The organism is Terrabacter koreensis (assembly GCF_054783315.1).
In genome coordinates this window covers 55,347-68,389 of sequence record NZ_BAAGQU010000005.1, presented here as the reverse complement: position 1 = coordinate 68,389, position 13,043 = coordinate 55,347, and the positions used below count along the sequence as shown (strand labels likewise).

General features: G+C 73.2%; 14 protein-coding genes. 5 read left to right on the top strand and 9 right to left on the bottom strand.

Features of this window, described 5'->3' with window-relative positions:
* The first annotated feature begins 20 nt into the window (after positions 1-20).
* Entirely contained in the window at positions 21-557 is a 537-nt protein-coding gene (locus tag ACYVNR_RS12595; RefSeq protein WP_461048354.1) for a hypothetical protein, read from the top strand.
* 109 nt (positions 558-666) lie between these two features.
* Here ACYVNR_RS12595 and ACYVNR_RS12590 read toward each other — a convergent pair whose 3' ends face one another.
* The 3 genes from ACYVNR_RS12590 to ACYVNR_RS12580 all read right to left on the bottom strand — a co-directional run bounded on the left by ACYVNR_RS12590 (position 667) and on the right by ACYVNR_RS12580 (position 3,840).
* A complete protein-coding gene (locus tag ACYVNR_RS12590) occupies positions 667-3,240 on the bottom strand; it encodes an ATP-binding protein (RefSeq protein ID WP_461048353.1) in 2,574 nt (857 codons plus the stop codon).
* Between the two features lie 109 nt (positions 3,241-3,349).
* Positions 3,350-3,520 (bottom strand): hypothetical protein, encoded by a 171-nt coding sequence (locus ACYVNR_RS12585; RefSeq protein ID WP_458798853.1) that lies wholly within the window; start codon positions 3,518-3,520, stop codon positions 3,350-3,352.
* Positions 3,521-3,555: 35 nt separating this feature from the next.
* Complete coding sequence (locus ACYVNR_RS12580; RefSeq protein ID WP_045192881.1) at positions 3,556-3,840, bottom strand: DUF4242 domain-containing protein; 285 nt, start codon at positions 3,838-3,840, stop codon at positions 3,556-3,558.
* A 176-nt stretch (positions 3,841-4,016) separates the two neighbouring features.
* Here ACYVNR_RS12580 and ACYVNR_RS12575 point away from each other — a divergent pair, with 176 nt between their 5' ends.
* Positions 4,017-4,793 (top strand): enoyl-CoA hydratase/isomerase family protein, encoded by a 777-nt coding sequence (locus ACYVNR_RS12575; protein ID WP_461048352.1) that lies wholly within the window; start codon positions 4,017-4,019, stop codon positions 4,791-4,793.
* The gene (locus ACYVNR_RS12570) at positions 4,790-6,361 is read left to right on the top strand and encodes a fatty acyl-CoA synthetase (RefSeq protein WP_461048351.1); all 1,572 of its coding nucleotides are present in this window, start codon (positions 4,790-4,792) and stop codon (positions 6,359-6,361) included. The genes ACYVNR_RS12575 and ACYVNR_RS12570 overlap by 4 nt, the downstream gene beginning before the upstream one ends.
* A gap of 24 nt (positions 6,362-6,385) precedes the next feature.
* Here the strand turns inward: ACYVNR_RS12570 and ACYVNR_RS12565 are convergent, their stop codons facing one another.
* On the bottom strand, positions 6,386-7,399 hold the full coding sequence (locus ACYVNR_RS12565; protein ID WP_461048350.1) for a YdcF family protein: 1,014 nt from the start codon (positions 7,397-7,399) through the stop codon (positions 6,386-6,388).
* A gap of 142 nt (positions 7,400-7,541) precedes the next feature.
* On the opposite strand from ACYVNR_RS12565, the gene ACYVNR_RS12560 reads away from it, so the two are divergent.
* The gene (locus ACYVNR_RS12560; RefSeq protein ID WP_458798857.1) at positions 7,542-8,411 is read left to right on the top strand and encodes an alpha/beta hydrolase; all 870 of its coding nucleotides are present in this window, start codon (positions 7,542-7,544) and stop codon (positions 8,409-8,411) included.
* A gap of 103 nt (positions 8,412-8,514) precedes the next feature.
* Here the strand turns inward: ACYVNR_RS12560 and ACYVNR_RS12555 are convergent, their stop codons facing one another.
* On the bottom strand, positions 8,515-8,790 hold the full coding sequence (locus tag ACYVNR_RS12555; RefSeq protein WP_461048349.1) for a hypothetical protein: 276 nt from the start codon (positions 8,788-8,790) through the stop codon (positions 8,515-8,517).
* Positions 8,791-8,871: 81 nt separating this feature from the next.
* On the opposite strand from ACYVNR_RS12555, the gene ACYVNR_RS12550 reads away from it, so the two are divergent.
* A complete protein-coding gene (locus tag ACYVNR_RS12550) occupies positions 8,872-9,750 on the top strand; it encodes a LysR family transcriptional regulator (RefSeq protein WP_045192877.1) in 879 nt (292 codons plus the stop codon).
* Here ACYVNR_RS12550 and ACYVNR_RS12545 read toward each other — a convergent pair.
* The 4 genes from ACYVNR_RS12545 to pdxY all read right to left on the bottom strand — a co-directional run bounded on the left by ACYVNR_RS12545 (position 9,740) and on the right by pdxY (position 13,033).
* The gene (locus ACYVNR_RS12545) at positions 9,740-10,294 is read right to left on the bottom strand and encodes a GNAT family N-acetyltransferase (RefSeq protein ID WP_461048348.1); all 555 of its coding nucleotides are present in this window, start codon (positions 10,292-10,294) and stop codon (positions 9,740-9,742) included. The genes ACYVNR_RS12550 and ACYVNR_RS12545 overlap by 11 nt on opposite strands.
* Positions 10,294-10,686: a VOC family protein gene (locus tag ACYVNR_RS12540; protein WP_461048347.1), complete on the bottom strand. Its 393-nt coding sequence runs from the start codon at positions 10,684-10,686 to the stop codon at positions 10,294-10,296. The genes ACYVNR_RS12545 and ACYVNR_RS12540 overlap by 1 nt, the downstream gene beginning before the upstream one ends.
* A 5-nt stretch (positions 10,687-10,691) precedes the next feature.
* On the bottom strand, positions 10,692-11,960 hold the full coding sequence (locus ACYVNR_RS12535) for an ATP-binding protein (protein WP_461048346.1): 1,269 nt from the start codon (positions 11,958-11,960) through the stop codon (positions 10,692-10,694).
* Between the two features lie 224 nt (positions 11,961-12,184).
* The gene (gene pdxY / locus ACYVNR_RS12530; protein WP_461048345.1) at positions 12,185-13,033 is read right to left on the bottom strand and encodes a pyridoxal kinase PdxY; all 849 of its coding nucleotides are present in this window, start codon (positions 13,031-13,033) and stop codon (positions 12,185-12,187) included.
* Positions 13,034-13,043: the final 10 nt, after the last annotated feature.

The following is a 13,043-nucleotide window of genomic DNA, read 5'->3' as shown; positions in this document are numbered from 1 at the left end:
GTTCGACCACAGGGGAGCCCATGACGAGCAAGCAGGAGTTCATCGACGGTGTCCGTCGCGCCACCGAGGGCACGCCGTATGCCGTCACGGAGCAGCCGTACGGCTTCGACCTGACCGTCGACGTGGCCAGCAAGCGCTGGCTCACCCTGACCGCCGCCCACCGTCTGAAGCGCGTCTTCACGCACGAGGTCCACCTCGAGGACGACGGACGCTACGGCATCACCGACGTCGACAACCAGGTCACCTACGGCGCGGCCGCAGGTGGCGGCGGCGTCCGCCTGACGGCGCGCAAGAAGTTCAGCCGCGGTCGCGTGATGAGCTACTCGCGGCGCATCGAGTTCGGCGTCGACGCCGACACGGGCAAGGTGGGCAAGGTCGTCGACTACTCCTTCCGCGCCGGCGAGGGTCGCGACCTCGTGCGCGGCGTGGCCAACGAGCTGGGCTGGAAGGAGCGCATGAACGGTGAGCAGCGCGGCGCCCTCTGGGTGGCCGGCATCACCGTCGTGGCGCTCATCGTGTCCTTCGGCGCGGTCGGCATCGCGGCGCTGCTCAGGTGATGCCGCCGGCCCGGTAGGCGTCGCGCCATTGTGTGCAGCAGGTGCGGTCAGGACCCCTCCTGCTGCACACGCGATGGTCTGGCTGGGGTGACCCGGTGACCGTGCCTGATCAGTCGAGGCCGAGCTCCACGGCCCGTCGCACGACGTCGCGGCGGGTGCTGAGGCCGAGCTTGGTGAGGATGGCCGACACGTGGTGGTCGGCGGTCTTGGGCGAGATGTAGAGGTGGTCGGCGAGCTCGGCGTTCGTCAGGCCCCGGGCGACGAGCCGCGCGACGTCGAGCTGCCGGTTGGTCAGCCCCGACGGGTTCGTGCGCGTGCTCGCCCGCCGACGGCCCGACGTGGCCCGCATCCCGCGGTCGGCCAGCGACCGGCGGCACCGGACGGCCGTGGCGGCGGCGCCGAGCCCCTCGAGATCGTCGACGGCGCGGGTCGCCGCGGTCTCGTCTGCGCCGTGGACGAGTGCGAGGGCACGCTCGTAGGGAGCGCCGAGCGCGTGCCACGCGGCCGCCGCTCCGGCGTGGTCGCCGGCCAGCTCGAGGGCGAACGGCTCTGCCACCGCTGAGTGCTCGCCACCCGGCACCCCGGCAGCGCCCAGGCGTGCCAGCCAGACGAGGAGGTCGCCGACGGCCCACTGCACCCCGGGCAGGTGCGCGACCCGGGCCAGGGTCGGGCCGGCCGCGTCGAGCCGCGCATCGGGTTCGCCCGTGAGCCAGACCTTCTCGGCGACGGCCGACAGGACGGGCAGGTGGGCGAGCGGCTCGTCCAGGCGCTGCGAGAGCGCCCACGCGGCGTCGAGGTGCGCGGCCACGGCGTCGACCCCGTCACCGGTGCGCAGGGCGACCAGGGCGTGCACGAGATGCGGCCACATCGCTGAGAGCGGCATGCCCCGTCCGTCGATGATGTGGTCGGCGTCCTCGAGGGCCGCGGCCCACCGGGCTCGTTGGAAGTGCAGCCGCGATCGCATCGCGGTCTGCCACTGGTTGCACACGGGGATGTCGCGGTCGACGGTGATCGGGATCGACCGCGCGAGCACCTCCTCGGCGTCACGGAACCGGCGGTGCTCGATGTCGATGGCGGAGAGGTTGCTGTAGGCCGTCGTGCCGATCTCGTCGTAGGACCGCTCGAGCGCGACGGCAGCGTGCAGGAGCAGGCGACCCCGGGCCGCGAGCGTCCCGCGCAGCAGGGCGGCGGCGTCCTCGATGATGTCGCAGCGCAGGCCCACGGCCGTGTCGCCCGTGCGCTCGGCCGTCACGCGGGCGGCGAGACCGCTGGCGGCGGCGCCCTCGTCGTCGTGGCGCCGGTCGGCGAGGTAGGCCTGGGTGGCGCACGCCGAGCCGTACGCCGGGGCGTCCTCCCGCTCGGTGGCGAGGCTCACGTGCAGCTCGGCCTCCCGCCGCCGCGCGGAGTAGTACTCGATGAGGCCGCGTCTCGCGTGAGCGGCCGCCAGCCCGCCGGGGTCGCCGACCTGCTCCCACAGCCGGGTCGCCGTCGTCAGCGTCGCGATGGCCTCCGGCAGCCGACTCACCATGTACTGCTCGTCGCCGAGCAGCTCGAGCAGCCGCGCCCGCTCGGCCGGGCCGGCGTCGCTGCGCTCGAGGGCGAGGGTGAGGAACGCGACGGCCTCCGTGTGCGACCCGGTGCGCGCCGCCTCCTCGGCGGCCAGGGCGGCATACCTGCTCGTGCGTTGTCGGTCGTGAGCGGCCTCGGCGTGGTGGGTGAGCACGGCGTGGTCGGTCGAGCCGACCTGCTCGAGCGCGTCGATGAGGCGACGGTGGAGCTCGACTTCGACCCCGAGCGGGATGGCCGAGCGGACCGCCAGCCGCGCGAGCTCGTGGCGGTAGCCGACGCCGCGGCGGGTGCGGGCGAGCAGCCCGGTCGACTCAAGCCGGCGCAGCCGCGGCACGTCGACCCCGAGCACGGGCAGCAGCCGGTCCTCGACGGCGTCGGGCGCGGTGGCGACGAGCTGCATGGTCTCGAGGTCGTCGCCGTCCAGGGTGCTCGTGCTCGCGAGCACCGCGTCACGCACCGAGGCGGGCAGCCCCTCCCCCGCGTGGCGCGCGACCTCGCTGACGTAGAAGGCGTTCCCGCCCGTGAGGCGGTGCACGTCGTCGGGGTCGAGGTCGGTGCCGGCGACCAGGGTGGCGACCGCCTCGCGGCTGAGGCAGGCGAGGGCGAGGGTCTCGGCGTTCTCGAGCCGGGCGAGGTCACCGAGCAGGGGCCTGAGCGGATGGTCGGCGCCGAGCTCGCCGTCGCGGTAGGTGAGCACGAGCAGCACGGGCAGCGCGTCGATCCGGCGCACGAGGTGGCGCAGCACGTCGACCGACGCGTTGTCGATCCACTGCGCGTCCTCGATGAGGACGACCGAGGGCGCGTTGCCGACGACCGAGGTGACGTGGGCCTCGATCTCCCCGCGGGCGGGCGCGGCCGGGACGTCGGCGGAACCGAGGTCGGTGAGCACGTCACGGACCGGGCCGAGCGGGCGCGGCGTCGCGAGGGGGTCGCACAGTCCGCGTACGACCCTGGTGTGTGCCGGCTCCAGCGGGGCAGCGGTGAGCGCGCGGAGCAGGCTCGTCTTGCCCGCTCCCGCCTCGCCGGTGACGGCGACCACCCGCCCCGAGCGGGCGCTGTCGTGCAGCGCCTGCCGGAGCCGCGCGAGCTCGGGCCCGCGCTCCAAGAGCCCCACCCTGTCGAGGGTAGGACTCCACCGGCGCCCGTGGCACGCCCTTTCCGCCGGCCGCACGCAGCCACGACGTCGGGGGCGGGAGGCTCCCCCTGCCTCCCGCCCCCGCTGGTCAGGCGGCCTCGCCGTGGCGCCGCTGCCGGCGCACCTCGAGCGAGATCTCCCGAGCGCTCCGTTGCAGCCCCCGGTGACGGTCGCGTCTCTGTCGCGTCGTCTCCCAGGCCCCACCGGACCGGCGCCGCTCCAGCTCGTGGAGCAACGCGTACATCTGGGTGTCGTTCATGGTCATCCCCCCTCTCCGCTCTCGCGTCGCGCCGGTCAGGCTGCGACGTACTCCGCTGTGTGCGGGCCGAACTCGTTGGTCACCTCGGCGACGAGGTTGGCCGGGAAGCCACCGCGGCGGGCGTGCTCGAGGATCGTCTCGGCGTCCTCCGCCTCGTGGACGCAGTAGATCTTGTCGCCGGCGACGTAGCTCGTGACCCAGGTGTAGGGGACACCGAGCGAGTCGACGGCGGCGTTGGACGTGCGAGCGATCTCGCACAGGTCGGTCATCGTGAGCGTGGAGGCTCCGGGGATCTCGCGCTCGATGAGGAACCGCTTCATGAGGATCTGTCCTTCTCTCTGTGCTGGGACGCCGACGGCTTGTCGACGCCCCCTCAGGGTGCGGCTCGGGCAAGGGGTGTCACATCGGGTGCGGCTCCCCATGTTTCGGCGCGGCGCTCCCCATCTCCGCAGGACGGACTCTGGTCCCGGGAACCGCGGCGGGGCAGGATGACCGGGTGACGACGCTGCCGCCCCTGTCGGTGTCGGACGGCGTGGCCACCATCCGGCTCGGCCGTCCCGACACCGGGAACGCCCTCGACCTGCCGGCCGCCACCGCGCTGCGTGACGCGGTCACCGAGATCGCCCGGACCGTCCGCGACATCGACGTCGTCGTGGTGCGCGCCGAGGGGCGGCTCTTCTGCGTGGGCGGCGACGTGCGGGCCATGGCGGCCGCGGCCGACCGACCGGCGTTCGTCGCGGAGCTCGCCGGGGTGCTGCACGACGCCCTCGTCGCGCTGCGGGCCCTGCCGGTCCCCGTCGTCGCGGTCGTCCAGGGCACCGCGGCCGGTGCCGGCATCGGACTGCTCCTCGCGGCCGACGTCGTCGTCGCGGCCGAGCACGCGACCTTCGTGGCGGCCTATCCGTCGGTGGGCCTGTCGCCCGACTGCGGCGTGAGCGCCCTGCTGCCCGCGGCGGTCGGTGCCCGCCGGGCGGCGCTCTTCCTCCTCTCCGGGGCGACCCTCGATGCCGCGACGGCGCTCGACTGGGGCCTGGTGACCGAGGTGGTCGACCTCGACGACCTCGAGGCCCGCGCCGGCGAGGTCGTCGCCGGCATCGCCGCGCTGCCGCGTGAGGCCGTCGGCGAGGCGGCCCGGCTGCTGCGCCTCGCGCCCGAGCGGCCGTATGCCGCCCAGCTCGCCGACGAGGCCGCCACCATCGCGCGCCTCTCGGCCACCCCCGACGCCGACGCCCTCATCACCGCCTTCGCCGCCCCGAACGGAGACACCGAGTGAACGCCACCTTCTCGAGCACCACGTCGAGCCCCACGTCGAGCACCGTCGACGACGTCGTGCGACGCAGTGCGGCGCGCCACCCCGACCGCACGGCCCTCGTCTTCGAGGACCGCACGTGGACGTATGCCGCCCTCGACGACGCGGTCACCCGCGCGGCAGCGCACCTGCTGGGTCTCGGGCTCGCCGCGGGCGACCGGGTGGCGACGGTGGGACTCAACTCCGACGCGTACCTGCTCGCCTTCCTCGGCTGCGCCCGCGCGGGGCTCGTGCACGTGCCGGTCAACTACGCCCTGACCGGCCGCGAGCTCACCTACCTGCTCGGCGACTCCGGCGCCCGGGTGGCGCTCGTCGACGTCGCGCTGCGCGAGGCGGTCGAGGCAGTGCGCGAGGGCACGTCGCTCGAGCAGGTGCTGCTGCTCCACGGCGCCGACGGCGCGGTGCTGCCGCTCTGGAGCGACGGCGACGTGCCGGCTCTCGAGGTCGAGCGGTCGGACACCGACCTCGTGCAGCTGCTCTACACGTCCGGCACGACGTCGCAGCCCAAGGGCGCGATGATGACCCACCGCGCGCTCGTGCACGAGTACGTGTCGTGCATCGTCGGGCTCGACCTGCGCGAGGGCGACGCACCGCTGCACTCGATGCCGCTCTACCACTCGGCCCAGATGCACGTCTTCCTCCTGCCCTACCTCGCGGTGGGCGCGACGAACCACCTGCTCACGCGGCCCGACGTGCCCACGATTCTCGAGAAGGTCGCCTCGCAGCGCATCGGGTCGCTCTTCCTCGCCCCGACCGTGTGGGTGCCGCTGTCGAACCACCCGGCGCTCGACACGGCCGACCTCGGCTCGCTGCACAAGGCGTACTACGGCGCTTCGATCATGCCGGTGCCCGTGCGTGACCGTCTGCAGCAGAGACTGCCCGACCTCGGCTTCTGGAACTGTTTCGGGCAGTCGGAGATCGGCCCGCTCGCGACCGTGCTGCGGCCCGAGGAGCACGCCGCCCGACCCGAGGCCTGCGGGCGCACGGTGCTGTTCGTCGAGGCGCGAGTCGTCGACCCCGAGGGCGTCGACGTGTCGGCCGGCGAGCCGGGCGAGCTGCTCTACCGCTCACCCCAGCTGTGCACCGGCTACTGGAACAAGCCGGACGCCACCGACGAGGCCTTCCGTGACGGCTGGTTCCACTCCGGCGACCTCGTGACCCGCGACGAGGAGGGCCACCTCACCGTCGTCGACCGCATCAAGGACGTCATCAACACCGGTGGCGTCATGGTCGCCTCGCGCGAGGTCGAGGACGCGCTCTACACGCACCCGGCCGTGGCCGAGGTGGCCGTCATCGCGACGCCGCACGAGCGGTGGGTCGAGGCCGTCACGGCGGTCGTCGTGCTGCGCGAGGGCCACACGGTGAGCGAGGCGGAGCTCGTCCAGCACGCGCGCGGGTCGCTGGCCCCGTTCAAGCTGCCCAAGGCCGTCCACTTCGTCGACGGCCTTCCCCGCAACCAGAGCGGCAAGCTGCTCAAACGGGTGCTTCGCGACGACCTCACCAAGGACGTCGGCGACTCCGCCACGGGGTGACTCGGCGGTGCCGGGCGGGGGTGCTCAGCCCGGCCCGACGGCATACGCAAGGAGGGCGGTCGAAAGGGCCCACAGGAGAAGGCCGGCCACGTTGGTGCGCGGGCGGTAGGTGACGGCGGCGAGGAACTCCCGCAGGAACGCGCTCGGCACGAAGTGCCAGGCCGCCGGTGCGCCGGTGACATCGGCGTCGATCCCGAGCCGGCGGGTGATGAGGGCCGAGCGACCGACGTGGAAGCTGCTCGTCACGACGCGGAGGTGCCCGTCGCCGTCGAGGCCGCGGGCGCGCAGGATCTCGCGTGACAGCAGCAGGTTCTCCTCCGTCGTCGTCGCCCGGTCCTCGGTGGCGACCGCGTCGGTGGGCAGGCCGTGCGCGACGAGGTAGGCCGACATCGCCACGCCCTCGGCCATCGGCTCGTCGTCGCCCTGGCCGCCGCTCGGGACGACGAGCGGCTCGCGCCCGGCACCCCGCTCGGCCCGCCAGACCTCGACCGCCGCGTCCAGCCGGTTGGCCAGCAGCGTCGGCACGGTCCCCTCGACGAGTCCCGAGCCGAGCACGACGACGGCGAGGGGCGCCGGGCGAGGCTCGGCGCGCCGCTGGAGGAGGCAGTAGAACAGGTAGCTGAGGAAGGTGAGCCCGGGGTAGCCCGGCAGCAGCAGGACCACCGTGGCGGCCGGCGGCCACGGACTACCGCCGACCGTGGCGACCGCCGCGAGGACGGTCGCCGCCACCATCGCGAGGCCGAGGAGCAGCGCCAGCGACCCCACGAGGCTGGCGCCGTCGCGCACTGCCGCGGAGGCGGCGCTGCCCACGAAGAGGAGCCCGAGCACCGCGGCAGCGAGCCACGGCAGGGCCAGCACGGCCGTCAGGGCCCCCAGTGGGGTGAGCAAGTCGACGACGAGCACGCTTGCCGCCCAGAGGGATCCGGCCAGCAGGACTCCGCTGCGCCAGCGCCGCGGCTCGGCACGGGAGGTGCGCAGGGCGAGCACGAGGAGCGCCAGGCCGGTGACGGCGAGCAGGACGTCGAGGGGCGCTGGCATGCCCCGAGCATGCCGTCCGGACCACGAGGTTGCGAACTCGGGCGTGCCGGTCCGGTGCTGCCGACGGTCGATCCGGCGTCTCGTCCTGCCCGGCGCAGCGAAACCGGCGCACGGGCCGACCGATCGTCACTAGCCTCGAGGGATGGAACGGCTCGAGGTTCCGTTCGTGTCCGGCGGAGTGCAGTGCGCGGCGACCTTCTACCGGCCGGATCGCGACGCCGGGCCGTTCGCCTGCGTGGTCATGGGTCCCGGGGGCACGCTGACGCGTGGCGACGGCATACCGGCCTACGCAGAGCGCTTCGTCTCCGCAGGCATGTCCGCGCTGGCCTTCGACTACCGCCACTGGGGCGACAGCGGCGGCCAGCCGCGGCGGTGGTTCTCGCTGCGTGAGCAGCTCGAGGACTGGCGGGCCGCCGTCGCCCACGCGCGCGGCCTCGACGGGGTGGACCCCGCCCGAATCGGTCTCTGGGGCATGTCGTTCGGCGGCGGCCACGCCCTCGTGACTGCCGCAGACGACCCACGCGTCGCGGCCGTGGTGTCACTCGTCCCGGTGGCCGACGGGGTCGCGTTCAACCTGCGCCCTGCGCCGCCCGGCGTCGTGGCGCGGGGTCTCTGGCGCGCGTTCAGGGAGGTGCTCACGCGACGCCCCGTCACGGTGCCGGTCGCCGGCCCTCCAGGCACGCTCGCCGCGAACGCCGCCCCGGAGGCGGTGCGCGGCTTCGAGCAGCTGACCGCGGGCACCGACTGGCTCAACGAGGTCAACAGCTCGTCCGTGTTCGGGATGTTCCGGTACCGCCCGGTCCGCCGCGCGAAGGACATCACGGTGCCCGTCCTGCTCCAGGTCGGCGAGCAGGACGGCATGGTGCCCCTGGCGCCGATCGAGCGGACCGCCGCCGCGGCGCCGCAGGGACAGTTGCTCAGCTACCCGATGGACCACTTCGGGTGCTTCTCGCCCGAGCACCTCGACCGCGTGGTCACCGACGAGGTTGCGTTCCTGCTCCACCACCTCTGATTCGCTCGCTCGCGGCGCCCACCGGCGCCGGACGTGCAGAACGGCCGGCCGGGCTCGTGCCCGACCGGCCGTTCGCGGTGTGTGCGACGACTCGCGTACGCGGTCAGCTGGCCTGTGCGTGGGGCGCGTGGTCGCGCGGCACGGAGATTCCGGCGGCCGAGCGGGCGCGTCGGGCGGAGAGGTCCACGGGCGCGACGGGGGCCGCGACGGCGGGAGCGGAGAGCCGCTCGGGGTCGGCGTGCGCGACGGCGAGCAGGTCGCCGGCAACGCGGTCGAGGTCGCGGTCGACGGCGAGCCAGGAGCTGCCGGCGAGGTGCCCGCGGCGGGCGGCGGAGGCGAAGGAGCGGAGGGAACCGAGGGAGAGGGTGCGTGTCGTCATGCCTCTATGATCCAACCTTGCACTATTCAGCACAAGCGATGTTTACTTCACAACCCTTAAGGCTGACTGTAGAATGTGTCCATGCTCGACACGCACCGCATCCGGGTGTTCCGCTCGGTCATGGCCAGCGGCTCCATCCAGGCCGCCGCCGACAACCTCGGCTACACCCCGTCGGCCATCAGCCAGCAGATCTCCGCGCTGCAGAAGGAGACCGGGCTGACCCTCTTCGAGCGTGAGGGCCGCGGCCTGAGCCCCACCGCCGCGGCGCGCTCGCTCGTCGCCAACACCAACGACCTCATGGGCGAGCTGAGCCGGCTCGACCGCGTCGTCGAGGACCTGCGCGAGGGCCGGTCCGGGCTGCTGACGATCGGCTACTTCGCCTCGGCCGGGGCCGAGTGGATGCCGACCCTGGCCCGCCGCCTCACCACCGAGATGCCCGACCTCACGCTCGAGCTCGTGCTCACCGAGATCCCCGAGTACGCCGGCGCGACGCTCGACCTCGACCTCGTCATCGACACCCCCGGCGCCCAGGACCCGGCCGGTTCGAAGCGGGTGCCGCTCGCGGTCGACCCCTACGTCGTGATCCTGCCCGCCGACCATCCGCTCGCCGACGAGGACGAGGTGAACCTCGCGCAGCTCGCCGCCGACACCTGGATCCGCAACGACCTCCCCCACACGACGTGCTCGCGCATCTTCGCGGCCGCGTGCGAGTCCGCCGGGTTCCTGCCCCGCTTCGCGGTGCAGGCCCAGGACCACATCACCGCGATCGCGTTCGTCAAGGCGGGCGTCGGCATCACCGCCGTGCCCCAGCTCGCCGCACGCATCATCCCGCCCGAGGTGCGCGTGCTGCCCCTCACCGCCCCCACCCCGGTGCGGCACATCGCGGCCGTCGTGCGCGACCCCGCCGGCAACAGCGCCGCCTGCCGCGCCGTCGAGCTGCTCCAGGAGCTCATCGGCTGACGTCGGGCGGGCAGGCCAGCAGGTAGCAGACTGACGGCATCGAGACGCCGCCGGCGACCGGGTGGTCGTACTCGGCGATCTCACGCATCCCGAGGCGCTCCATCACCGCGCGGGACCGCGCGTTGCCCACGACCGTGAACGAGACGATCTCGGACCGACCGAGGTCGTCGAAGGCGAACCGCGCGCACGCCCGTGCCGCCTCGGTGGCATAGCCGATGCCCCACACGGATCTCGCCAGACGCCAACCGATCTCGACGACCGGCTGCTCCCGCGCCTCCATCCAGTCCGCGCGGAACCGGGGGATCGACAGGCCGGTGTAGCCGGCGAACTCCCCGCCGACCTCCACCACCCAGAGACCGAAGCCATGCTCCTCGAAGTGCTGCTCGATCCGGTCCACGAACGCGTCCGACTCGGCGCGCGTGAGCGGTGCCGGGAAGTGCCCCATCACCTCCGGGTCGGCGTTGAGCTCGGCGAACGGCGCTCGGTCGTCCGGCGTCCACCCGCGCAGCAGCAGCCGTTCCGTGCGGATGACCGGGACCGCCACTAGTAGTCGGCGCCCCTGCGCCAGGCCATCTCCTGCAGCTCGAAGCCGTTGCCGTCGGGGTCGGCGAACTCGGCGCCGCGCACGCCACCGCCGAAGTCGTGGATGTCGCCGACCTCCACGCCGCGGCCGACCAGTTCGGCGCGCGCCTCCTCGATGTCCTCGACGACGAGGTGCAGGCCCCGGATGCTGCCCGGCTCGCCGGCATACACGTCGAGGCCCGTGCCGAAGCCGACCGAGCACCCCGAGCCGGGAGGCGTCAGCTGCACGACCCGCACCCCGTCGGCAGGACTCACGTCGACGTCCTTGGTGAACCCGAGCGTGCCCTCGTAGAACTCGATGGCCCGGTCCACGTCCGAGACCGGCAGCGGGATCAGCTCCAGCTTCAGCTGCATCGGGGTCACACTCCCTGGGTGCGCAGGTAGCGCCCGAAGTGCGGGACCGTGAACGCGATGAGGCCGCGCTCGCCGGAGTAGATGAGGCCCTTCTTGATGAGGGCGTCACGGGCCGGCGAGAGCGACTGGGGCTTGCGGCCGAGCACGTCGGCGACTGCCGAGGTCGGCACCGCCTCGCGCTCCTGCACCCCGTCGCGGTCGTATGCCGCGCCCGGTTCCGCCCCACCGTCACCCCGCGAATCCGCTTGTTCCTGTGACGGATTCACGATCGCGGCGTCGGCCATGGCTCGAAGGTACTCGCGCTCCGCCGGCGTGGCCCGCTCGAAGCGCGAGCCGAAGAAGCCCACGGCGAGCTCCGACTCGGCCTCGGGCACGGCGACGCGGATGTCCTGCGCCGTCACCGGTGACGACGGGGCGACGTCCCACACGACCTTGCCGTAGGCCTGGATGAAGTAGGGGTAGCCGGCGGTGACGGCATACATCTCGTCGAGGGCCTCGGGAGTGAAGTCACAGCCCTCCTCGGAGGCGGGACCGACGAGGGCGTGGTCGGCCGCGTCGCGCGGCAGTCGGTCGATGCGCGAGTAGCGGAAGAGCCTCTCGGAGTATGACTTCGACGCCGACAACACGGCCGGGAGGTGCGGCAGTCCCGCCCCGACGACGATGACCGGCAGACCCGACTGCGAGATCTCGTGGCACGCGGCGCAGAGGGCCGAGACGTCCTCGGGGTCGAGGTCCTGCATCTCGTCGATGAAGAAGGCGACGCCCTTGCCGACGTCGGCGGCGAGGCCGCCGATGTCGGTGAAGAGCTCGACCAGGTCGATCTCGACGTCGCCGGAGTCCGCGCGACCCGAGACGGCCGGCACGTCGATGCCGGGCTGCCACCGGTCGCGCAGCTTCGCCCCGTTCGGCGACTCGCGCAGCGCGAAGGCCTTGATGATGCCGAGCACCTGGTCGACGTCGTCAGTGCGCGGGTGACCCAGCTCGCGCACGGCCTGGTGGGCGGCGGCGGCGAGCGGTCGGCGCAGCCGCTGGTCGGGGCGGGCCTCGAACTTGCCGGTGCCCCAGTCGGCGCGCACGGCCGAGGAGCGCAGCGCGTTGAGGAGCACCGTCTTGCCGACGCCGCGCAGGCCGGTCAGCACGATCGACCGCTCGGACCGGCCGCGGGCGATGCGCTCGAGCACGACGTCGAAGGTGCGCAGCTGCTCGTCACGTCCGGCGAGCTCGGGCGGGCGCTGGCCCGCGCCCGGGGCGTACGGGTTCGTGATCGGGTCCACGATCGGAGGCTATACGTCTCTCTACGCCTCACCCGAGACATCCGCAGAGAGCGTCATCGGCGCGTCGCGGGCCCTGGTCGGGCCGCCCACCGACTGACCGGGAACCGAAGTGACTTGATTCGGATTCAAGCGAATTCGGGCATGAAAAAGCGCCGTTCCGCACGGTCAGGGGTGGTCATGCGGAACGGCGCGTTGCGACTATAACGCCCACCGGGGCGTCGAGGTCAACTGATCGCCGAGATTTCGAAGACTTCGTCGGGAGCGGCGATGGCGTCCTGCTCGGCGACGAGCAGCATCTCGTCCGAGCCGCTGGCGTGGGTGCGCTCGAGGACGGCGAACATGGTGGCCGCCGTGCGGCTCAGCGCCACCTCGGGCCCGTCGGTGAGGAAGTGCGCGAGGAAGACCGCGGCGGTCACGTCGCCGCCACCGCGCACCGTCATCGGCAGCATCGGCGTCGTCACGAGCCACGCGTCGTCGGCGGTCACGCAGGCCATCTGGATCGAGCCCTCGGGAGTGTCGGACGTCAGCGCCGAGGTGACGAGCACGACGCGCGGCCCGCGGGCGACGAGCTCGCGCGCGGCCGCGACGAGGTCGTCCTGTGTCGTCACCTCGCGACCGACGAGGAACTCGAGCTCGAACTGGTTGGGCGTGACGATGTCGGCCTTCGGCACGACGTGGTCGCGCATGTACTCGGGGATGCCCTCGCGCACGAAGAAGCCGCGGCCGACGTCACCCATGACGGGGTCGCAGCAGTAGACGGCGGCCGGGTTGGCCTCCTTGACGCGGGCGACGGCGTCGAGCACGACCTCGCCGACCGACTCGGCGCCCTGGTAGCCCGAGAGCACGGCGTCGATGGTGGGGAAGGCGCCGCGCTCCTCGACGCCGTCGATGACCGCGGCGACGTCGGCCGGCGCGATGAGCGGCCCCCGCGTCGAGCCGTAGCCCGTGTGGTTGCTGAAGGTCACCGTGAGCACGGGGTAGACCTCGTGGCCGAGCCGCTGCAGCGGGAAGACCGCGGCCGAGTTGCCGGCGTGGCCGTAGGCGATGTGGGACTGGATCGACAGGATCTTCACCCGCTCACCC

Excerpts from the sequence above, each read along its gene's own strand:
- ACYVNR_RS12595 (WP_461048354.1), top strand. The coding sequence starts at position 21 with ATGACGAGCAAGCAGGAGTTCATCGACGGTGTCCGTCGCGCCACCGAG.
- ACYVNR_RS12585 (WP_458798853.1), bottom strand. The coding sequence starts at position 3,520 with ATGAACGACACCCAGATGTACGCGTTGCTCCACGAGCTGGAGCGGCGC.
- ACYVNR_RS12580 (WP_045192881.1), bottom strand. The coding sequence starts at position 3,840 with ATGAAGCGGTTCCTCATCGAGCGCGAGATCCCCGGAGCCTCCACGCTC.
- ACYVNR_RS12565 (WP_461048350.1), bottom strand. The coding sequence starts at position 7,399 with ATGCCAGCGCCCCTCGACGTCCTGCTCGCCGTCACCGGCCTGGCGCTC.
- ACYVNR_RS12560 (WP_458798857.1), top strand. The coding sequence starts at position 7,542 with ATGGAACGGCTCGAGGTTCCGTTCGTGTCCGGCGGAGTGCAGTGCGCG.
- ACYVNR_RS12555 (WP_461048349.1), bottom strand. The coding sequence starts at position 8,790 with ATGACGACACGCACCCTCTCCCTCGGTTCCCTCCGCTCCTTCGCCTCC.
- ACYVNR_RS12550 (WP_045192877.1), top strand. The coding sequence starts at position 8,872 with ATGCTCGACACGCACCGCATCCGGGTGTTCCGCTCGGTCATGGCCAGC.
- ACYVNR_RS12540 (WP_461048347.1), bottom strand. The coding sequence starts at position 10,686 with ATGCAGCTGAAGCTGGAGCTGATCCCGCTGCCGGTCTCGGACGTGGAC.